This window comes from Streptomyces sp. T39 (assembly GCF_008042045.1).
Classification (GTDB): Bacteria; Actinomycetota; Actinomycetes; order Streptomycetales; family Streptomycetaceae; genus Streptomyces.
In genome coordinates this window covers 2,186,738-2,206,661 of record NZ_RDBP01000012.1, presented here as the reverse complement: position 1 = coordinate 2,206,661, position 19,924 = coordinate 2,186,738, and the positions used below count along the sequence as shown (strand labels likewise).

The 19,924-nt window shown below is 72.4% G+C and carries 20 protein-coding genes; 9 read left to right on the top strand and 11 right to left on the bottom strand.

Features of this window, described 5'->3' with window-relative positions; all coding sequences use genetic code 11:
* Positions 1 to 76: 76 nt before the first annotated feature.
* Positions 77 to 811 carry a SigE family RNA polymerase sigma factor gene (locus EAO77_RS11045; protein ID WP_147987830.1) on the bottom strand — a complete coding sequence of 245 codons (735 nt, stop codon included), beginning with the start codon at positions 809 to 811 and terminating at the stop codon, positions 77 to 79.
* A 169-nt stretch (positions 812 to 980) separates the two neighbouring features.
* On the opposite strand from EAO77_RS11045, the gene afsQ1 reads away from it, so the two are divergent.
* From afsQ1 to EAO77_RS11020, 5 genes are all read left to right on the top strand, one after another.
* Entirely contained in the window at positions 981 to 1,658 is a 678-nt protein-coding gene (gene afsQ1 / locus EAO77_RS11040) for a two-component system response regulator AfsQ1 (RefSeq protein ID WP_187283180.1), read from the top strand.
* 49 nt (positions 1,659 to 1,707) lie between these two features.
* The gene (locus EAO77_RS11035) at positions 1,708 to 3,291 is read left to right on the top strand and encodes a sensor histidine kinase (RefSeq protein ID WP_147987828.1); all 1,584 of its coding nucleotides are present in this window, start codon (positions 1,708 to 1,710) and stop codon (positions 3,289 to 3,291) included.
* Positions 3,288 to 3,902 carry a hypothetical protein gene (locus EAO77_RS11030; RefSeq protein ID WP_147987827.1) on the top strand — a complete coding sequence of 205 codons (615 nt, stop codon included), beginning with the start codon at positions 3,288 to 3,290 and terminating at the stop codon, positions 3,900 to 3,902. Before EAO77_RS11035 ends, EAO77_RS11030 begins: the two co-directional genes overlap by 4 nt.
* A 71-nt stretch (positions 3,903 to 3,973) precedes the next feature.
* A complete protein-coding gene (locus tag EAO77_RS11025; protein ID WP_147987826.1) occupies positions 3,974 to 4,561 on the top strand; it encodes a VanZ family protein in 588 nt (195 codons plus the stop codon).
* Between the two features lie 91 nt (positions 4,562 to 4,652).
* Complete coding sequence (locus EAO77_RS11020; protein ID WP_147987825.1) at positions 4,653 to 4,853, top strand: PspC domain-containing protein; 201 nt, start codon at positions 4,653 to 4,655, stop codon at positions 4,851 to 4,853.
* 23 nt (positions 4,854 to 4,876) lie between these two features.
* Here EAO77_RS11020 and EAO77_RS11015 read toward each other — a convergent pair whose 3' ends face one another.
* From EAO77_RS11015 to EAO77_RS11005, 3 genes are all read right to left on the bottom strand, one after another.
* Positions 4,877 to 5,617 (bottom strand): hypothetical protein, encoded by a 741-nt coding sequence (locus tag EAO77_RS11015; RefSeq protein ID WP_147987824.1) that lies wholly within the window; start codon positions 5,615 to 5,617, stop codon positions 4,877 to 4,879.
* Positions 5,618 to 5,690: 73 nt separating this feature from the next.
* Positions 5,691 to 6,029: an ATP-binding protein gene (locus EAO77_RS11010; RefSeq protein WP_147987823.1), complete on the bottom strand. Its 339-nt coding sequence runs from the start codon at positions 6,027 to 6,029 to the stop codon at positions 5,691 to 5,693.
* Between the two features lie 143 nt (positions 6,030 to 6,172).
* The gene (locus EAO77_RS11005) at positions 6,173 to 7,309 is read right to left on the bottom strand and encodes an adenosine deaminase (RefSeq protein ID WP_147987822.1); all 1,137 of its coding nucleotides are present in this window, start codon (positions 7,307 to 7,309) and stop codon (positions 6,173 to 6,175) included.
* Between the two features lie 319 nt (positions 7,310 to 7,628).
* Between EAO77_RS11005 and EAO77_RS11000 the strand changes: the two genes are divergently transcribed.
* Positions 7,629 to 8,300 carry an alpha/beta hydrolase gene (locus EAO77_RS11000; protein ID WP_147989077.1) on the top strand — a complete coding sequence of 224 codons (672 nt, stop codon included), beginning with the start codon at positions 7,629 to 7,631 and terminating at the stop codon, positions 8,298 to 8,300.
* Between the two features lie 1,002 nt (positions 8,301 to 9,302).
* On the opposite strand, the gene EAO77_RS10995 is transcribed toward EAO77_RS11000, so the two are convergent.
* Positions 9,303 to 10,271 carry a LysR family transcriptional regulator gene (locus EAO77_RS10995; RefSeq protein ID WP_147987821.1) on the bottom strand — a complete coding sequence of 323 codons (969 nt, stop codon included), beginning with the start codon at positions 10,269 to 10,271 and terminating at the stop codon, positions 9,303 to 9,305.
* Between the two features lie 62 nt (positions 10,272 to 10,333).
* Between EAO77_RS10995 and EAO77_RS10990 the strand changes: the two genes are divergently transcribed.
* From EAO77_RS10990 to EAO77_RS10980, 3 genes are all read left to right on the top strand, one after another.
* Positions 10,334 to 11,647, top strand: coding sequence for an MFS transporter (locus EAO77_RS10990; RefSeq protein WP_147987820.1), 1,314 nt, complete (start codon positions 10,334 to 10,336; stop codon positions 11,645 to 11,647).
* A gap of 100 nt (positions 11,648 to 11,747) precedes the next feature.
* Complete coding sequence (locus EAO77_RS10985) at positions 11,748 to 12,443, top strand: L,D-transpeptidase family protein (RefSeq protein ID WP_147987819.1); 696 nt, start codon at positions 11,748 to 11,750, stop codon at positions 12,441 to 12,443.
* A 90-nt stretch (positions 12,444 to 12,533) separates the two neighbouring features.
* Complete coding sequence (locus tag EAO77_RS10980; protein ID WP_147987818.1) at positions 12,534 to 13,532, top strand: sigma-70 family RNA polymerase sigma factor; 999 nt, start codon at positions 12,534 to 12,536, stop codon at positions 13,530 to 13,532.
* Between the two features lie 44 nt (positions 13,533 to 13,576).
* On the opposite strand, the gene EAO77_RS10975 is transcribed toward EAO77_RS10980, so the two are convergent.
* The 6 genes from EAO77_RS10975 to EAO77_RS10950 form a co-directional block, all read right to left on the bottom strand.
* Positions 13,577 to 13,975, bottom strand: a complete 399-nt coding sequence (locus EAO77_RS10975) for an STAS domain-containing protein (protein ID WP_261993862.1) — start codon at positions 13,973 to 13,975, stop codon at positions 13,577 to 13,579.
* Positions 13,976 to 14,015: 40 nt separating this feature from the next.
* Complete coding sequence (locus tag EAO77_RS10970; RefSeq protein ID WP_147987817.1) at positions 14,016 to 15,293, bottom strand: thymidine phosphorylase; 1,278 nt, start codon at positions 15,291 to 15,293, stop codon at positions 14,016 to 14,018.
* A 112-nt stretch (positions 15,294 to 15,405) separates the two neighbouring features.
* Positions 15,406 to 15,801 (bottom strand): cytidine deaminase, encoded by a 396-nt coding sequence (locus tag EAO77_RS10965; RefSeq protein ID WP_147987816.1) that lies wholly within the window; start codon positions 15,799 to 15,801, stop codon positions 15,406 to 15,408.
* Positions 15,798 to 17,069, bottom strand: coding sequence for an ABC transporter permease (locus tag EAO77_RS10960; protein ID WP_147987815.1), 1,272 nt, complete (start codon positions 17,067 to 17,069; stop codon positions 15,798 to 15,800). Before EAO77_RS10960 ends, EAO77_RS10965 begins: the two co-directional genes overlap by 4 nt.
* A 91-nt stretch (positions 17,070 to 17,160) precedes the next feature.
* Entirely contained in the window at positions 17,161 to 18,270 is a 1,110-nt protein-coding gene (locus EAO77_RS10955; protein ID WP_147987814.1) for an ABC transporter permease, read from the bottom strand.
* Positions 18,267 to 19,850, bottom strand: coding sequence for an ABC transporter ATP-binding protein (locus EAO77_RS10950; RefSeq protein ID WP_187283259.1), 1,584 nt, complete (start codon positions 19,848 to 19,850; stop codon positions 18,267 to 18,269). The genes EAO77_RS10955 and EAO77_RS10950 overlap by 4 nt, the downstream gene beginning before the upstream one ends.
* Positions 19,851 to 19,924 lie beyond the last annotated feature (74 nt).

Here is a 19,924-nt window from a genome sequence, read left to right as displayed (position 1 = left end):
GTGTTTCCCCCGGGATCCCCGTTCCCCCGTGGATCCCTCCCCGTTCCGCCGCCTCCCCCGACGCGGCGTCCCGTCCTCAGGCCACCAGCTCGCCGAAGGACTCCTCCTCGTCACGGCCGAAGCTGAGGACCTCGTCCTCGCGCAGCCGGCGGAGGGACCGCCAGATGCTCGACTTCACCGTGCCGACACTGATGTCCAGGATGTCCGCGATCTCCGGGTCGGTGCGACCCTCGTAGTAGCGAAGGACCAGCATCGTGCGCTGGAGTTCGGGGAGCCTGGCGAGCGCCTGCCACAGGACCGCGCGCAGCTCGGTGCCCCGCATCGCGTCGTTGTCGCCCGCCGTCTCCGGCAGCTCCTCCGTGGGGTACTCGTTGAGCTTGCGCCGGCGCCAGGCGCTGATGTGCAGGTTGGTCATGGTGCGGCGCAGGTAGCCGCCGACCGCCGCCTTGTCGCTGATCCGGTCCCACGCCCGGTAGGTCGAGAACAGCGCGCTCTGCAGCAGGTCCTCGGCCTCGAACCGGTCACCGGTCAGGTGGTAGGCGGTCGCGTACAGAGAGGCGCGGCGTTCCTGGACGTAGGCGGTGAACTCCGCCTCCGACAGGGACGCCGGCTCCCCCGATGCCTCTCCGTACGCCGACCGCCCGGTCCCCTCCGCGGCATCGACAACCGCCATGTACGGCGCCTTGTGCTGCCGCCCGGCGCCGCGAACGCACCCCCGTCCGGTCACGGCGCCGGACTTCTCCGGTCCCCTCACGACGTCGTGGAGACGCGTGACAACTGCGCTTGAGGCCGTGCTGTGCAGTGCGTTCATCTCGCGCCCCCCGTCGATTGGAGTCCGGTCGTTCCGTGTGATGAGAACTCTGCCCGGGCACTTTCATCGCGGTGTCCGCCGATTGTCACAGGCACGTCACAGAGGTCTTCGCAACCGGTGATGCTCCGGGGGAGTCGTCCCCGCGCTGCCCATGGGCCAGAATGGGCCCGTGCCTTTCCTGTTGCTGATCGAGGACGACGACGCCATCCGCACGGCCCTCGAACTCTCCCTGTCCCGCCAGGGCCACCGTGTGGCCACCGCGGCGACGGGAGAGGACGGTCTCCAGCTGCTGCGCGAGCAGCGGCCGGATCTGGTCGTACTGGATGTGATGCTGCCCGGTATCGACGGCTTCGAGGTGTGCCGCCGCATCAGGCGCACCGATCAGCTGCCGATCATCCTGCTGACCGCCCGCAGCGACGACATCGACGTCGTCGTCGGACTCGAGTCCGGCGCCGACGACTACGTCGTCAAACCGGTGCAGGGACGGGTGCTGGACGCCCGCATCCGTGCCGTGCTGCGCCGCGGCGAGCGGGAGTCGACCGATTCGGCGACCTTCGGATCACTGGTCATCGACCGGTCCGCGATGACCGTCACCAAGAACGGCGACGACCTCCAGCTCACGCCGACCGAGCTGCGGCTGCTGCTGGAACTCAGCCGGCGGCCCGGGCAGGCCCTGTCCCGGCAGCAGTTGCTGCGGCTGGTGTGGGAGCACGACTACCTGGGCGACTCGCGTCTGGTGGACGCCTGTGTGCAGCGGCTGCGGGCCAAGGTGGAGGACGTGCCGTCCTCCCCCACCCTGATCCGCACGGTGCGCGGTGTCGGCTACCGGCTGGACGTACCGCAGTGATCCACGGGCACGACGTCACCTCTCCGTGGCCGGTACACGGGACCGCCGGGTGAGCGGTGCCCCGGGGCGCGGCATACTCGCCGGCCTCCGTCTGACCAGCCTGCGGCTGCGCCTCGTCGTCGTCTTCGCCCTGGTGGCGCTGACGGCGGCGGTCTCGGCGTCCGGCATCGCCTACTGGCTCAACCGCGAGGCGGTGCTCACCCGCACCCAGGACGCGGCCCTCGACGACTTCCGGCGGGAGATGCAGAACCGGGCCGCGGCGCTGCCGCTGCGTCCCACCCAGACCGAACTCCAGAACGCCGCCGAGCAGATGGCCACCGGCGGCGACTACAGCGTGGTGCTGATCGGCGAGCGCGACGAGGGCAAGCCGATCACCGGCGTCTCCGACCGGGACGACTTCACCCTGGAGGACGTGCCCCAGTCGCTCAGGGACGCGATCGACGACCGGCTGGAGATCGCCGCGGGCAACTCGGCCCCGTACCACCTGTACTGGCAGCGCATCGACCGCGGCGGCGCGCCCTATCTCGTCGGCGGCACCCGGATCGTCGGGGGCGGCCCGACCGGCTACCTGCTGAAGTCGCTCGGCCAGGAGCGCGAGGACCTGGCCTCGCTGGGCTGGTCGCTGGCGATCGCCACCCTGCTCGCGCTGATCGGTTCGGCGCTGCTCGCCCAGGCCGCGGCCACCACGGTGCTCAAGCCGGTGCACCGGCTCGGCGAGGCGGCGCAGCGGCTCGGCGAGGGCAAGCTCGACACCCGGCTGCGGGTCTCGGGCACGGACGAACTGGCCGAACTGGCAAGGACGTTCAACAACACCGCCGAGTCGCTGGAGAAGAAGGTCGCGGACATGAGCGCGCGGGAGGAGTCGAGCCGGCGCTTCGTCGCCGACATGTCCCACGAGCTGCGTACGCCGCTGACCGCGCTCACGGCGGTGACCGAGGTCCTGGAGGACGAGGCCGACTCGCTCGACCCGATGATCGCCCCCGCGGTGAACCTCGTGGTCAGCGAGACCCGCCGGCTGTACGACCTCGTGGAGAACCTGATGGAGGTCACCCGCTTCGACGCGGGCACCGCGCGGCTGGTGCTGGACACCGTGGACGTGGCCGACCAGGTCACCGCGTGCATCGACGCCCGGGCGTGGCTGGACGCGGTCGAACTCGACGCCGAGCGCGGGATCATGGCCCGCCTCGACCCGCGCCGGCTCGATGTCATCCTCGCCAACCTCATCGGCAACGCCCTCAAGCACGGCGGCTCCCCGGTGCGGGTCTCGGTGCGGCCCGGCGACACCGAGCTGCTGATCGAGGTGCGCGACCACGGACCGGGCATCCCCGAGGAGGTGCTGCCGCACGTCTTCGACCGCTTCTACAAGGCGAGCGCCTCGCGCCCGCGGTCCGAGGGCAGCGGTCTCGGGCTGTCCATCGCCATGGAGAACGCCCATATCCACGGGGGCGACATCACCGCCGCCAACTCCCCGGACGGCGACGGCGCCGTCTTCGTCCTGCGCCTCCCCCACGACGGATCGGCGGCCGCGGACTGCGAGGCCGCCGAATCCGGTGACACGGGCGGCGAGGGGCACGGCACCGGCCGGGAGTCCGCGGGCCCGGACGCGGCGCACGGCGAGGAGGAGGCGCGATGACACGTCCGCACCGGGGCCTCGTCCCCGCCGCACTCGTCCTCGCCGGCCTCGCGCTGGCGGGCTGCGGGATCCGGCCCACCCAGATCCCGGTCGACGCCGGGCCCGCGCCGTCGCGGGTGCCCTGCGAGGTGTCCGCCACCGAGGTGGTGCCGCAGGCGGGACGGACCGCCGTGCCCGTGCAGGTGTACCTGGTGTGCGCCTCGCAGCTGGTCGCCGTCGACCGCACGGTCGCGACGCCGGAGGACGAGGCGGCGAGCAGCCGGGTCGGGGAGGCGCAGGCGCTGGTCGACGAACTCCAGCAGCAGCCGCTGCCCGCGGAGCACGAGGCGGGCTTCGTCACCTGGGTCCGCGGTCCGCTGCTGCTGAGCGACGCCCGCGGCAACGACCCGGCCGGCACCCTGCGGCTCAACCGCCAGCCCGAGGACCTGCCGGCCGAGGCGCTGGCGCAGCTGGTGTGCACCCTGATGGAGAGCCGGGCGGCGACGGACGGCGCGGTGCTGCTGGGCGGCCCCGGCGACTGGGCGCCGCGCGCTTACACGTGTCCGGCCTCGGTGAAGGAACGCCCGGAGTCCCTGGTGCCCGCCCCGGCCCGGCCGTCGTCGGCGGGCTGAACGGGTGCCGGCCCACCGGGGCCGGCACCCGCCCGGGAACCGATCCGCGGGATGCGGGCGTCTTGGGTGTCGTGCAGCGTCAAGGCTCGGGCGGCAGTGCCGCCATCCACTTCCGCACGGCGGGGCTCGTACTCCTCGTCGCCCACCTGCTGCTCGTCGCATGGGTGACGCTCCGTCCACGCGACGTACTGTGGGTGACCGCCGCGAATCTGGAGCCGCTCGCCGGGATCCGGACGTCCCTGGACGCCGGCCTCGTGGAGGGCCTGCGGCACATCGGGGAGGGGCTGCTGCTGCTCGCGCCGCTCGGTGTGCTGCTGCCGATGGCCGGCGGACGGCTGGCCGTCTCGCCCTGGGCCTCCCTGACCCGTACCGTCGCGGCCGGCGCGCTGCTCTCGCTCGGCATCGAACTGCTCCAGACCGCGGTGCCCGGCCAGGTCGTCGACGTCGACTCGCTGCTGCTGAACACCACGGGCGTGGCGCTCGCGCACCTCGCCGTGGTCCCCGCCTGCCGGGCCCGGCTGCGCCGCCGTCTGCTGCGGCCGAAGGGCTCGGCCGCACGCCCCGGGGGCACCCTCGGGAAGGAGACCGGGGCCCTGCTCGGGGACGAGGGCACCAGGGGTGCGACCCCGACGATTCCCAGGGTCGGGATCGCCCCGTAGAGCGACGGTTCGCCCCCCTGTGCGGCGCGACGATGGAGGTGTCGGGAGCACACCGAGAGGCTCCCGGGACCGACTCGTGAAGGAGCCCACCATGGCCGCGATCACCCGACCCCGCGAAGGCCGCATGCTCGGCGGAGTGTGCGCCGCGCTGGCACAGCGGTTCGGCACATCGGCCACGACGATGCGGATCGTCTTCCTCGCCTCGTGTCTGCTGCCCGGCCCGCAGTTCCTGCTCTACATCGCCCTGTGGTTCCTCCTGCCGTCCGGGAAGCAGGCGTCCCCGGCCTGGTGAGCCGGGCCGGCGGGCGCCCGGTGTCAGCCGGCGAGCACCCGGCCGAGCTTGGCCAGCTGCTCGTCCACGACCTGCTGCGGGACCCTGGAGGGCTTGGCGCCCGCCAGGTCGAGCGCCATGAACCGCACGACGGCGGCGCCCTCGCGGACGACGACCAGGTGCAGCACCATGTCGAGACCCTTCGCGGAGCAGGTGGCCGTCCAGCCGACGGCGTCGTCGGCGCCGCGGGCGGCGAAGGGGTCCCGCCGCACCGCGCGGTACGCGGCGTCGCTGCCGTCGAGCGTGGCCCGGAAGCCGTCGCCGCAGACGGCGAGCGCCCGCTCGATCCCCTTCAACACGTCGTCCGCGTCGGCCGGCCGGTAGGAGCCGAGCGAGACCGATACCGCGAGACCGAGGCTCTCCAGGGAGCCGAGGCCGCGTTCGGCGGTGTGCAGGGCGCGGGGATCGACCCGGTCCCCCATCGCGTCGGCGAGAGGCCCGCACTCCTCGCGGTCGGACACGGGACGGCCCTCGGGCGCTATGCCGCCGCGGCCGGACAGGACCTGGAAACCGGACAGGTCGCCACCGGTGAGGGCCGCGCGCTCCAACTGGTCCCGCGTCGGCGGGACCAGGGCGGCACGGGAGGCCGCCGCGCCCGGGCGGACGGCCGCAGGGGACGCGGACGGTTCGGCGTCCGCGCGGCCGTCGCCGCCGGAGGTGCAGGCGGTGACGGCCAGCAGCGCACAGGCGGCGAGCAGGGTCGTCGGGGCGGTCGTGACACGCATGGCGGCGATCCTGGCACAACGCCGCGGGGCGTACACCCGGTTCGGATGCACGCCCCGCGGCACGGTGAAGGCGTCAGCCGCCGAGCGGCCCGGGCAGACCGCCGCCGAGCTCACCCGCCGGCAGACCGCCGAGCAGACCGGTGACCGGCGCTGCGGCGTTGTCGCTGGAGAGCGTGTCGCCGGTGGCCTCCTGGAGGGCGCCGGGCAGCGTGGACGCCGCGCCGGTCAGGGCCTGCGGGGCTCCGGCCGGGAGCTTGGTCGCCACCTCCTGGACGGGTGCGACCTGGGAGACGGGACCGAGCAGGCCGGTCGCGTCGGGCAGCGCCGGCGCGGCCGACGCGGTGCCGGCGGCGGCAGCGGCGAACGCGGCACCGAGAGCGGCGGTACCGAGAGTCTTTGCGGTCTGCTTCATCAGAGAAATTCCTCGGGGACGGAAACATGAGCGGCTCCGCAAGCTAGTCAGCTTCGCACAGCCCCCGCAAACACCGCGAAGCGGCCGGAGATTGACGTCTCCGGCCGCTTCGCGGTAAAGGGCGGCCACGGGGCCGAGGGCGCTCAGTTCCCGGTCGTGGCGGTCTGCTGGAACAGCCAGGCCGACTTGAGTTCCGCGTATCCCGGCTTGATCACATCGTTGATCATCGCCAGGCGTTCATCGAAAGGAATGAATGCGGACTTCATCGCATTGACGGTGAACCACTGCATGTCGTCGAGCGTGTATCCGAAAGCCTCGGTCAGCAGCTCGAATTCACGGCTCATGCTGGTGCCGCTCATCAGACGGTTGTCCGTGTTGACCGTGGCCCGGAAGTGCAGCTTGCGCAGCAGACCGATGGGGTGGTCCTTGTACGAGTCGGCCGCGCCGGTTTGGAGGTTCGACGTCGGGCACATCTCCAGCGGGATCCGCTTGTCGCGCACGTAGGCCGCGAGGCGGCCGAGCTTCACGGAGCCGTCCTCCGCGATCGTGATGTCGTCGATGATCCGCACACCGTGACCGAGGCGGTCCGCCCCGCACCACTGGAGCGCCTGCCAGATCGACGGCAGGCCGAACGCCTCGCCGGCGTGGATGGTGAAGTGGTTGTTCTCGCGCTTCAGGTATTCGAACGCGTCGAGGTGCCGGGTGGGCGGGAAGCCGGCCTCGGCGCCCGCGATGTCGAAGCCGACGACTCCGGTGTCGCGGTGACGGTTCGCCAGCTCGGCGATCTCCAGCGCCCGCGCGGCGTGGCGCATGGCGGTCAGCAGGGCGCCGACGCGGATGCGGTGACCGTTCTCGCGGGCCCGCCGCTCGCCCTCCCGGAAGCCCTCGTTGACCGCCTCGACGACCTCCTCCAGGGTCAGCCCGCCCTCCAGATGCTGCTCGGGGGCGTAACGGACCTCGGCGTAGACGACGCCGTCCTCGGCGAGGTCCTCGGCGCACTCGGCGGCGACACGGACGAGGGCCTCGCGGGTCTGCATGACGGCGCAGGTGTGCGCGAACGTCTCCAGGTAGCGCTCCAGGGAGCCGGAGTCGGCGGCCTCACGGAACCAGATGCCCAGCTTGTCGGGCTCGGTCTCGGGCAGGCCCGTGTATCCGGACTCGCGGGCGAGGTCGATGATCGTGCCCGGGCGCAGACCACCGTCGAGGTGGTCGTGGAGCAGCACCTTCGGGGCGCGGCGGATCTGGTCCCCGGTGGGCGGAACAAGGGTCTGGCTCGTCATCTTCGCACTGTAGCGCCTACGCGCGTAGATTGCCCACCGCCGATATGTAACAGTGACCGCGCGTACGGATGGAGTACACCTGGCCTTCTGAGAATGTTGGGCCATGGCACACCATGCGCTGCCCCGCTGGTGGGGGCGTCGGGCAGAGCCGACGAGCCCCCGTGACACGACGGTCGACCGCACGGCGCAGGGGGGCCGGGTCCCCCGGCAGGCCCGGCTCGGCGGACTCCCGGGGCGCCTCGGGCTCCCCGCCCGCTCCCCCGGAGGGCCGGCGGGCTCCGCGGACGCCGCCGACCCGGCCGATCCCGCCGTGACCGGGGTGGTCCTGCTGCTTCCCGACGGGGAGGCCGAATCCGAACGCCGGGCGTCCGCCCTCTCCTACGCGGCGGTCCTCCCCCTCGGCCGCGCGCTGGCCCGGGCCGGGCGTTCGGAGGGTCTGCTGGTCCACCGGGTCCGCTACCGCACCCGAGGCTGGAACGGCGCCGACGCGCATCTCGCGGCGGACGCCACCTGGGCGGCCGAGGAGGTCGTACGCCGCCACGGAGACGTGCCCGTCTGCCTCGCCGGCCACGGCATGGGCGGGCGTGCCGCCCTGCGCGCCGCCGGCCACCCCGCGGTCAACTCCGTGCTGGCACTGGCCCCCTGGCTGCCCGAGGACGACGTGGCCGCCGCGGCGGAGCCGGTGGCCCAGCTCAACGGACGGCGCGTGCTGATCGTGCACGGCACGAACGACCGGGCCACGGACCCGGAGCTGTCCTACCGGCTCGCCGAACGCGCGAAGAAGTCCAACCGGGACACGTGCCGCTTCGAGGTCCACTCGGACGGGCATGCGCTCCGCCAGTACCAGGACGAAGTCCTGGCCCTGGCGGCGGACTTCGTCCTCGGCTCGATGTACGCCCGCCACTACGCCCGCCCGGTCGCCGACGCGCTGGCGGCTCCGCCGCCCCTGGGGTTGCGGATGCCGCTCGCGGCGGGGTTCGGGGTGCGCTGACTGTCGGGGGGCCTCCTGGTTCCGGGGGTGTTGCGGCTTGCGCCTCTGGGGGCGTGGGGCTTTGTTTTGAGGTTCGTTCGCCTCGTGCGGGCCGGTGGTCGCAGCACGGCCTGCGGCCGTGTCCTCAAGCGCCGGACGGGCTGTTGTGGTGCGGGTTCGTCCGCCCCGTGCGGGTGCGGGCCGGTGGTCGCTCGCACCCCCGCTGCGCGCGGGTGTCCTCAAGCGCCGGGCGGGCTGTTGCGATTCGGGTTCGTCCGCCCCGTGCGGGTGCGGGCCGGTGGTCGCTCGCACCCCCGCTGCGCGCGGGTGTCCTCAAGCGCCGGACGGGCTGGGGTTGCCTGGGCGTGGCCCGGTCGGATGTGTGCCGTTGGGGCGCTGCGGGGGTGTGTGCGGGCGATCGCAGCACGGCCTGCGGCCGTGTCCTCAAGCGCCGGACGGGCTGTTGTGGTGCGGGTTCGTCCGCCCCGTGCGGGTGCGGGCCGGTGGTCGCTCGCACCCCCGCTGCGCGCGGGTGTCCTCAAGCGCCGGGCGGGCTGTTGCGATTCGGGTTCGTCCGCCCCGTGCGGGTGCGGGCCGGTGGTCGCTCGCACCCCCGCTGCGCGCGGGTGTCCTCAAGCGCCGGACGGGCTGGGGTTGCCTGGGRGTGGCCSGGTCGGYTGTGTGCCGTTGGGGCGCTGCGGGGGTGTGTGCGGGCGATAAAACGTCGTTGCGCTAGGGACSGGCCAACKCCGGGCGAGCCTCGCCCGCCCARYCCCCCGSAGCGCCCCGGGACCTCCACCCCACGGACCCGGCCCACACCGGGCAACCCCAGCCCGTCCGGCGCTTGAGGACACGGCCGCAGGCCGTGCTGCGACCACCGGCCGGCCCGGGGCGGACGAACCCCGCACCACAACAGCCCGTCCGGCGCTTGAGGACACCCGCGCGCAGCGGGGGTGCGCGACCACCGGCCGGCACGGGGCCGGCAACCCCAGGCGAAACCAACCCGGCCCGCGCAACCCCCCCTTACGGCAGCAACGCCCCCCTCCGCGACAGCAGAAACCGCTTGAACGCCGCCACCGGCGGCGTGTCCGGGTGGCCGTCGAGCCAGGCGAGACCGATCTCGCGGACGGCCCTCGGCGCGGTCACCGTCAGTTCCACGACGCCCGGGCGCGCCACCGCCGGCGGTGGCAGCAGGGCGACGCCGAGCCCCGCCGCGACGAGCCCGCGCAGCGTCTCCGCCTCCTCGCCCTCGAAGGCGACCCGGGGTGTGAACCCCGCCTCCGCGCACAGGTCGTCGGTGATGCGGCGCAGGCCGTACCCCGGTTCGAGGGTGACGAAGGTTTCGTCGGCGGCCTCGGCGAGGCGGACGCGCTTGCGGGAGGCGAGGCGGTGGTCGTCCGGGACGACCAGCCGCAGGCGCTGCTCGTCGAGGCGGCGGGCGACCAGGTCGGGGGCGTCGGGAACGGGTGACGTGAGGCAGAGGTCGAGTTCGCCCGCGCGGAGCCGTTCGAGCATCGCCTCCCCGTAGTTCTGGACGAGGGTGAAGCGGATGCGCGGGTGGTCGGCCCGGAAGGCGCGGATGAGCGAGGGGACGGTCTCGGACCCCATGGTGTGCAGGAAGCCGAAGGCGACCCGGCCCGCGCCGGGGTCGGCGTCGGCACGGACGGAGTCGGCGGCGCGCTCCACCTCGGCGAGGGCGCGTTCGACGGAGGCGAGGAAGGTGCGTCCGGCGGGGGTCAGGGAGACCGTGCGGCCTCGCCGGGCGAAGAGGGTCACCCCGAGGTCGGCCTCCAGGCGGACGATCGCGCGGGAGAGGGTCGACTGGGGCACGCCCATCTCCTGTGCGGCACGGGTCACATGCTCGTGGCGGGCGACGCCGGCGAAGTACGCGAGGCGCGGCGCGAGCCGGAGGACGGTGTCGTCGTCGTGTGCTTCGTGTTCTACGTAACTACCGCGTGACAGCCGGTTCCCTGAGCTGCGTTCATGCACCATGGGAACGATTATGGCCATTCCATGCATTGGACGCATGAAAAGCGTGGGCCTACGTTCGGGGTATGCCTTCCGCCAGTACCAAGGCGCCCACCACCCTGGGCGCCGCCTCGCCGTCCCCGTCCGCCGAGACGGGGACACTCCCCGCCGACGAGCGGACGTCCCCCGCCGACTCCCGGCTCTCCCCCGGCGCCCCCGGCTACCGCCGGATGAGCTTCGCGCTCTTCGCCGCCGGTATGGCGACCTTCGCGCTCCTCTACTCCACGCAGGCGCTGCTGCCCGCCGTCTCCGCCGGCTTCGGCGTGAGCGCGGGCGCGGCGAGCTGGACGGTGTCGGCGGCGACCGGCGCGCTGGCCCTGTGCGTGCTCCCGATGAGCGCGCTGTCCGAGCGGTACGGGCGGACCACCGTGATGCGCGCGTCGCTGGCGGTGGCGGTCGTGCTCGGCCTGCTGGTGCCGCTCGCGCCGAACCTGGAGTCGCTGGTGGCGCTGCGCGCCCTGCAGGGCGCCGCGCTGGCGGGGCTGCCCGCCTCGGCGATGGCGTACCTGGCGGAGGAGGTCCGGCCCAAGGCGCTGGTCGGCGCGATCGGCCTGTTCGTGGCGGGCAACAGCATCGGCGGCATGAGCGGACGCATCCTGACGGGGTGGGTCGCGCAGTTCGGCGGCTGGCGGGTCGCGCTCGCGACGGTCGGCGTGCTGGCGCTGGTGTGCGCGCTGGTGTTCCGGGCCATGCTGCCGGCGGCCCGGAACTTCACACCGGGCACGCTGAGCCCGCGCACGCTGGCGCGGACGGTCCGCGGGCACCTCGCCGATCCGCTGCTGATGCGGCTGTACGCGATCGGCGCCCTGTTCATGACGGTGTTCGGCGCGGTGTACACGGTGATCGGCTACCGGTTGGTGGAGGAGCCGTTCAGCCTGCCGCAGGGCGTGATCGGCTCGATCTTCCTGGTCTACCTGGTGGGCACGGTCTCGTCGGCGGCGGCGGGCCGGCTGGTGGCCCGGCTGGGGCGGCGCGGGGCGCTGTACCTGGCGGTGACGACCACGGCGGCGGGGCTGCTGCTGTCGCTGGCCGGCTCGCTGGTGCCGGTGCTGCTCGGGCTGGTGCTGATCACCGCGGGGTTCTTCGCGGGTCACGCCGTGGCCTCGTCGTCGGTGAGCCGCACGGCGCGGACGGGCCGGGCCCAGGCGTCGGCGCTGTACCAGTCGGCGTACTACCTGGGCAGCAGCGCGGGCGGCACGCTGGGCGCGGTGGCGTTCCACGCGGGCGGCTGGCCGGGCACCGTGGCCCTGGGGCTGCTGGCCGTGGTGGGCGTGGTGGGCCTCACCCTGTACGGGACGTACGCGGCCCGGGTCCAGGAGCGCGGCCTCGCGACGGCGTAGCCGGAATACGCCCGCTGTCCCTGCAACTGCGACTCCCCTTAGTGTGTCTCACCCGGCAGAACGTCCCAACCGGAAAGCATGCAAAGGGGAGTTGGGGGCAATGAGGGGCAGATCAGGACAAATAGGCATCGTGCTGGGTCTCACCGGCCTTCTGGTACCGCTCACCGCGGTCCTGGGCGGTGGGACCGCGCACGCGGCGTCGTGCACGACGTCGACGGGGCCGTACCAGAAGCAGGTCGAGAAGTTCCTGGGGCGCACGGCCGACGGCCGGCAGTCGGCCGCCGACTGCAAGGCGATCCGGGCGTTCCAGTCGCAGCACGGGATCACGCCGACGATCGGCTACGCCGGTCCGATCACCTGGCGCACGATGAACACGATGCTCCAGCAGCGCGCGGCCGGGAAGAACCCGAACAAGGCCGGCACGTGTCCGACGAACAAGGGCCGCATCGCGTGCGTGGACCTGACGCGTCAGCTGTCGTGGATCCAGGACGGCAAGAAGCTGGTCTACGGTCCCGTGCCGGTGCGCACCGGCAAGAACGGCACCGAGACCCGCACGGGCCTCAAGAAGATCTACTGGCGGAACATCAACCACTGGTCGACGATCTACAAGGTCCGGATGCCGTATTCGCAGTTCTTCGACGGCGGCCAGGCCTTCCACTCGGTCACGAAGTCGATGTACAACCCGCCGGGGTCCGGGGGTTGCGTCAATATGCGGCCCGCCGACGCGAAGGCATACTGGAACAAGCTGAGGAACGGCGACGACGTGTACGTCTACGGGCGCAAGCCCGGCACCTGATGACGGGCGTGAGCCCGGGACCCGACCCCGTTGTCGGTCCTCTCCGGTAGGTTCCACAGGGCCGGTGCCGACGGGTGACAGGGGTGGACCATGAGCGACCTCGCGACGCAGGATCTCGATTCCAGACTGGAGCAGCACCGCCGGGAACTGACCGGCTACTGCTACCGCATGCTGGGGTCCTCCTTCGAGGCCGAGGACGCGGTCCAGGACACGATGGTGCGCGCGTGGCGCAGCATCGGCACCTTCGAGGGGCGTTCGTCGCTGCGGTCGTGGCTGTACCGCATCGCGACGAACGTCTGCCTCGACATGCTGAACGCCGGCAACCGCCGCGCCCGCCCGATGGACCTGACCGCCGCGACCCCGGTCGCCCAGGCCCAGCTCAACGCCCGTCCGGAGGTCACCTGGCTGGAGCCGGTGCCGGACGGGCGGGTGCTGCCGTCGGTGGCCGACCCGGCGGAGACTGCGGTGGAGCGGGAGACGATCCGGCTGGCGTTCGTCGCCGCGCTCCAGCATCTGCCGCCCAAGCAGCGGGCGGTGCTCATCCTGCGCGAGGTGCTGGCCTGGAAGGCGAGCGAGACGGCGGAGCTGCTGGGCACGTCGGTCGCCTCCGTCAACAGCGCGCTCCAGCGGGCGCGCGCGACGCTGGCGGAGCAGCGGCCGGGCGCCTCCGACGCGGCCGACCCGCTCGACGCGGAGCAGCAGGCGCTGCTGGACCGCTATGTGGCGGCCTTCGAGGGGTACGACATGAAGGCGCTGACGGCGCTCCTCCACGAGGACGCGACGATGTCCATGCCGCCGTACGACCTGTGGCTGCGCGGTCACGACGACATCGTGGGCTGGATGCTGGGCGTCGGCGAGGTCTGCCGGGGATCGCGGCTGGTGCCGACGGTGGCCAACGGCGCCCCGGCCTTCGCGCACTACCACCCGAGCCAGGAGGGCGACGGCTACGAGCCGTGGGCCCTGATCGTCCTGGAGCTGCGGGACGGGATGGTGGGCGGGATGGACTTCTTCCTCGACACCAAGCGCTGGTTCCCGCTCTTCGACCTGCCGGCCCGGCTGGACAAGGACGGCGCCCCGGTCGTCGCGTAGGACGTGCCGCGGGCGGGCGCCGGGCGCCCGCCCGCGGCGGCAGGTCACTCCCCCGGGCCCGCCCGGGGGCTCTCGCCGATGCCGGCGGGTCCGGAGAGACCGACCAGACCGAGCAGGAGCATCAGCTCCGGCCCGGCCCCGGCGAGCTCGATGCGGGTGCCCTGGCGGCGGGCGGTGAGCTGGAGCCGGGCCAGCGTCTCGACGACGGCCAGGTCGATCCGGGTCAGCCCGGCGACGTCGACCGTCACGGGCGGCCGCCCGGGCCCGCAGCGGTCGGGCGGTGCCTCCGGGGGCCCGTCGTCCCGGAGGCGTCGCCTCAGTCTCTCGCGCAGTTCCTCGGACAGGCGTGGCGCATCGGCCGGGGAGAGTCCCCCGGCGATGCGCATGACGATCGTCTGCTCGGCGTCCACATGGGGGTGACCGGCCGCCGCCCGAGAAGTCATCGGCGGCCGGTCCCCCGGCTGCGCAGGGGCCGTCCGCGGGTCAGGCGATGCGCTCCAGCACCACGGGCCGCGCCTCGTACGCCGTGCCCGCGGGGGCGATGTCGTACGCCGACGTCAGGGACCCCAGCGCGTAGTCGAACTTGTCGGGCGTGTCCGTGTGCAGCGTCATCAGCGGCTGCCCGGCCGTGACGGTGTCGCCGGGCTTGGCGTGGAGCTCGACGCCCGCGCCCGCCTGCACCGGGTCCTCCTTGCGGGCGCGGCCCGCGCCGAGGCGCCAGGCGGCGATGCCGACGTCGTACGCGTCGAGGCGGGTGAGCACGCCCGAGGACGGGGCGGTGACGACGTGCTGCTCGCGGGCGACCGGCAGGGCCGCGTCCGGGTCGCCGCCCTGGGCCGCGATCATCCGGCGCCAGACGTCCATGGCGGAGCCGTCGGCGAGCGCCTTCGCCGGGTCGGCGTCCTTCACGCCGGCCGCGTCCAGCATCTCGCGGGCGAGGGCGAGGGTCAGCTCGACCACGTCGGCCGGGCCGCCGCCGGCGAGCACCTCGACGGATTCGCGGACCTCCAGCGCGTTGCCCGCGGTGAGGCCCAGCGGGGTGGACATGTCGGTGAGCAGGGCGACGGTGCGCACACCGCTGTCGGTGCCGAGGCCGACCATGGTGGAGGCGAGCTCGCGGGCGTCGTCGAGGTTCTTCATGAAGGCGCCGGTGCCGCACTTGACGTCGAGGACGAGGGAGCCGGTGCCTTCGGCGATCTTCTTGGACATGATCGAGGAGGCGATCAGCGGGATGGCCTCGACGGTGCCGGTGACGTCGCGGAGCGCGTAGAGCTTCTTGTCGGCGGGGGCGAGCCCGTCGCCGGCGGCGCAGATCACGGCGCCGGTGGTGTCGAGGACGTGCAGCATCTCCTCGTTGGAGAGCAGTGCGCGCCAGCCGGGGATGGACTCCAGCTTGTCGAGGGTGCCGCCGGTGTGGCCGAGGCCGCGGCCGGACAGCTGGGGCACGGCCGCTCCGCAGGCGGCGACGAGGGGCGCCAGCGGCAGGGTGATCTTGTCGCCGACGCCGCCGGTGGAGTGCTTGTCGGCGGTGGGCCGGGCGAGCGCGGAGAAGTCCATGCGCTCGCCGGAGGCGATCATCGCGGCGGTCCAGCGGGCGATCTCGCGGCGGTTCATGCCGTTGAGCAGGATGGCCATCGCCAGGGCGGACATCTGCTCGTCGGCGACCGCACCGCGCGTGTAGGCGTCGATGACCCAGTCGATCTGCTCGTCGCTCAGTTCGCCCCGGTCGCGCTTGGTGCGGATGACGGAGATGACGTCCATGGCATTTCCTCCAGAGTGGATCCTGCGCGCAGAACACGGATCTACGCGCATAGAGCAAGGGTATGGGAGCGGCCCTTCCACCGGAGCGGAAGGGCCGCGGGAGTCGGGCGGATCAGCGCAGATGGCCGGGTCCGAACGCCTGCGGGAGCATCTCGGAGAGCGACAGCACGCCCTCGGGGGTGTCCAGCAGCAGGGCCGGCCCGCCGAATTCGTACAGCAGCTGACGGCAGCGCCCGCACGGCACCAGCGGCTCGCCGTGGCCGTCCACGCAGCTGAAGTGCGTGAGCCGCCCGCCGCCGGTGGCCTGCAGCTGGGACACCAGTCCGCACTCCGCGCAGAGCCCGAGGCCGTAACTGGCGTTCTCGACGTTGCAGCCGGCGACGATCCGTCCGTCGTCGACGACGGCGGCGGCCCCGACCGGGAAGCCCGAGTACGGCGCGTACGCGTGCGACATGGCCTCGCGCGCCCGCTCCCTCAGGGCCTCCCAGCCGCAGGCCGGCGCCGTCACTTGCCCTGGCCTCTCCGGTAGGGCAGACCGTCGGCCTTCGGCATCCGCAATCGCTGTGCGGACAGCGCGAGGACCAGCAGCGTGGTCACGTACGGGGCGGCGTCCACGAACTGGCTGGGCAGCGTGTCCGTCAGCGCGTACCAGGCGTACAGACCGGCGGCCACGGCCAGGCAGATCGCGCCCTGCCAGTGCTTCTTCTTGTACAGCTGCCAGGCGAAGGCCAGGACCAGCAGGATCGCCAGCAGGAGCAGCATCGCGTGGACGTTCTCGGCGCCGCCGCGCAGCTTGAGGCTGTCGGTGAAGCCGAACAGGCCCGCGCCGAGCGCCAGTCCGCCGGGCATCCAGTTGCCGAAGATCATCGCGGCGAGACCGATGTAGCCGCGGCCGCCGGTCTGGCCCTCCTGGTAGATGCCGGTGGAGACGATGGCGAGGAAGGCGCCGCCGAGACCGGCCAGCCCGCCGGAGACGATGACGGCGATGTACTTGTACTTGTAGACGTTGACGCCGAGCGACTCGGCGGCGACCGGGTTCTCGCCGCAGGAGCGCAGCCGCAGGCCGAACGCCGTGCGCCACAGCACCCACCAGGTGCCCGGGACGAGCAGCAGGGCGACGACGGTGAGCAGCGACAGGTTGGTGACCAGACCGCCCAGCACTCCGGCGATGTCGGAGACGAAGAACCAGTGCTTGGCCTGGAGGTCGGACAGCCAGTCCGACAGGCCGGGGATCGTGATGTCGGTGATCTGTTCGATGCGGGGGGACTGCTTCGAGGAGCCGCCCTCGGCCTCGGCGAACGTGAAGTTCGAGAGGTAGCGGGTGAAGCCCGTCGCCAGGATGGTGATGGCGACACCGGAGACGATGTGGTTCACGTTGAACGTCACCGTCATGACGGCGTGCAGCAGACCGCCGAGCGCGCCGCCCAGGATGCCGACGAGGACGCCCGTCCAGGGGCCGGCCTGGTAGCCGGCCCAGGCGCCGAACCAGGTGCCGAGGATCATCATGCCCTCGAGACCGATGTTGACGACGCCCGCGCGCTCGGCCCACAGGCCGCCGAGGCCCGCGAGACCGATGGGAACCGCCAGCTGGAGCGCTCCGGAGACCTGGCCGGTCGACGTGAGGTCGTTCGCCCCGCTGATCACGCGGACCAGGGAGAACAGCAGCAGTCCTCCCGCCACGATCAGCAGGACGACGGGCAGGGACAGCTTGCGGCGGCCGCCGCCCTTCTTGGGCGCGGTGCTCGCCATCGAGACCGTGCTCGTGGACTCGCTCATGCCGTCCTCGCTTCGATCGCTGATCCGGCCGCGCGGCGCGAGGGCGCGGCGTGCATGGTCGTCTGCGGCCCGGCGGCCGCGTGTGCGTCGCTCACAGGGCGACCTCTTCCTTGTTCTTCCGGGCCTGGGCGGCCAGTTCCTCGCCGACCTTCTGCTGCTGGCGGCGCAGGCCGTACTGGCGGACCAGCTCGTAGGAGACGACCACCGAGATCACGATCAGGCCCTGCATGATCAGGGCGATCTCCTTCGGGTAGCCGGCGATGCCGATGCCCTCGGCGGTCTTGTCGAGGAAGGCGATCAGCAGGGCCGCGAAGAAGATGCCGACGGGGCTGTTGCGGCCGAGCAGCGCGATGGTGATGCCGGTGAAGCCGACGCCGACCGGGAAGCTCAGGCTGTAGGTGTGGGTGCTGCCCAGCAGCAGCGGCAGGCCGGCGAGGCCCGCGACGGCGCCGGAGATCAGCATGGCGGTCAGCACCATCTTCTTGGCGTCGACGCCGCTGGCCTGGGCGGCCGACTGGCTGGCGCCGCTGGCGCGCAGGTCGAAGCCGAACCGGGTGCGGTTGAGGACGAACCAGTAGACGATGCCCATCGCGAAGGCGACGAAGGTGAAGCCGTAGATGGTGCTGCCGTCGAAGTCGACGCCGGGGAACCAGCCGGACTCGGGGATCTCCCCGGTGGTGAACTCGTTGGAGCCCTTGACCTGCTCGCCCAGGTTGGCGGGAAGGATCATCCAGGCGATGAGGCTGGTGGCGATCGCGTTCAGCATGATCGTGGAGACGACCTCGCTGACGCCGCGGGTGGTCTTGAGGACACCGGCGATACCCGCCCAGAACGCGCCGACGCCCATGGCGACGAGCACGATCAGCAGGATGTGCAGCGGGCCGGGCAGCTCCACGGAGGCGCCGACGACGGCGGCGAGCATGACCGCGAGGCGGTACTGCCCGTCGACGCCGATGTTGAACAGGTTCATCCGGAAGCCGATGGCCACGGCGAGAGCGGCGAGGTAGTAGGTGCCGGTCTGGTTCAGGACGAGCACCTGCACGTCGGTGAACTCGATCTGCTCGACCATCAGCTGGTACGGCTCGAACGGGTCGAGGTCCGAGAGGACCAGCACCACCGTGGTGAGCAGGAAGGCCACGACCAGCGCGAGCACCGGGCCGGCCAGGCCCAGGAGCAGCCGGTCCTTGTCGAACTTCTTCATCGGGCCTCACCGTTCTCGGGCTGCTCGTCTGCTTCGAGGTGACCGCTCGCGGCGCCGGTCATGGCCGAGCCCAGCTCCTCGGGGGTGATCGTGGCGGGGTCGGCGTCGGCGACCAGTCGGCCGCGGTACATGACCCGCAGGGTGTCGGAGAGTCCGATCAGCTCGTCCAGGTCCGCGGAGATCAGCAGGACCGCCAGGCCCTCGCGGCGTGCCTCGCGGATCTGGTCCCAGATCTGCGCCTGCGCGCCGACGTCGACGCCGCGCGTCGGGTGGGCGGCGATCAGCAGCTTGGGCGTGTGGCTCATCTCGCGGCCGACGATCAGCTTCTGCTGGTTGCCGCCGGACAGCGAGGCGGCGGTGACCTCGATGCCGGGGGTGCGCACGTCGTACTCGCGCACGATCCGCTCGGTGTCCTTGCGGGCCGCCTTGAGGTCGAGCAGCCCCCGCTTGCTGTTGGGGGCCTCGGTGACATGGCCGAGGATGCGGTTCTCCCACAGCGGGGACTCCAGCAGCAGGCCGTGCCGGTGGCGGTCCTCGGGGATGTAGCCGATGCCGCCCTCGCGCCGCTTGCGGGTGGGCGCGTGCGAGATGTCCGCGCCGTCGAGGCTGATGACGCCGCTGTCGGGGTCGCGCAGGCCGATCAGGGACTCGATGAGCTCGGTCTGGCCGTTGCCCTCCACGCCGGCGATGCCCATGACCTCGCCCTTGTGGATGGTGAAGCCGATGCCGTCCAGCACCTCGCGGACGATGCCGTCCGGGTCCGTCTCGGTGAGCCGCAGGGCGTCGACCGTCAGCATCGGGACGTCGGTGACCGTCGACTCGCGGGTCTCGGGGGAGGGCAGTTCGCTGCCGACCATCAGCTCGGCGAGCTGCTTGGTCGTGGTCGACTTCGGGTCGGCCGTGCCGACCGTGGTGCCGCGGCGGATGACGGTGATCTCGTCCGCGACGGAGAGCACCTCGCCGAGCTTGTGCGAGATGAAGATGACCGTCAGGCCCTCCGCCTTGAGCTCGCGCAGGTTGGCGAAGAGCGCGTCGACCTCCTGCGGGACGAGCACGGCGGTCGGCTCGTCGAGGATCAGCGTGCGGGCGCCGCGGTAGAGGACCTTGAGGATCTCCACGCGCTGCCGGTCGGCGACGCCGAGCTGCTCGACGACCGCGTCGGGGCGGACGTTGAGACCGTACGCCTCCGAGATCTCCTTGATCTTCTTGCGGGCTGCCGCACCGATGCCGTGGAGCTTCTCGGCCCCGAGGACGACGTTCTCCAGCACGGTGAGGTAGTCGGCCAGCATGAAGTGCTGGTGGACCATGCCGATGCCGCGGGCGATGGCCTCGCCGGGGCTGGAGAAGCTGACCTGGTCGCCGTCGACGGTGATGGTGCCCTCGTCCGGCTTCTGCATGCCGTAGAGGATCTTCATCAGGGTCGACTTCCCGGCACCGTTCTCACCGACGAGGGCGTGCACGGTGCCCCGGCGGATGGTGATGTCGATGTCGTGGTTGGCGATGACACCGGGGAAGCGCTTGGTGATGCCGCGCAGTTCTACGGCAGCAGCCGGCGGCGTTGACGGACTGGACGCGTTGATGACGCACTCTCCTTGGCGGGAAACGGAGCCGGGAGGGCAGGGCGGGGACCTGTCGGCGGGCAGGAGGGCAGGGT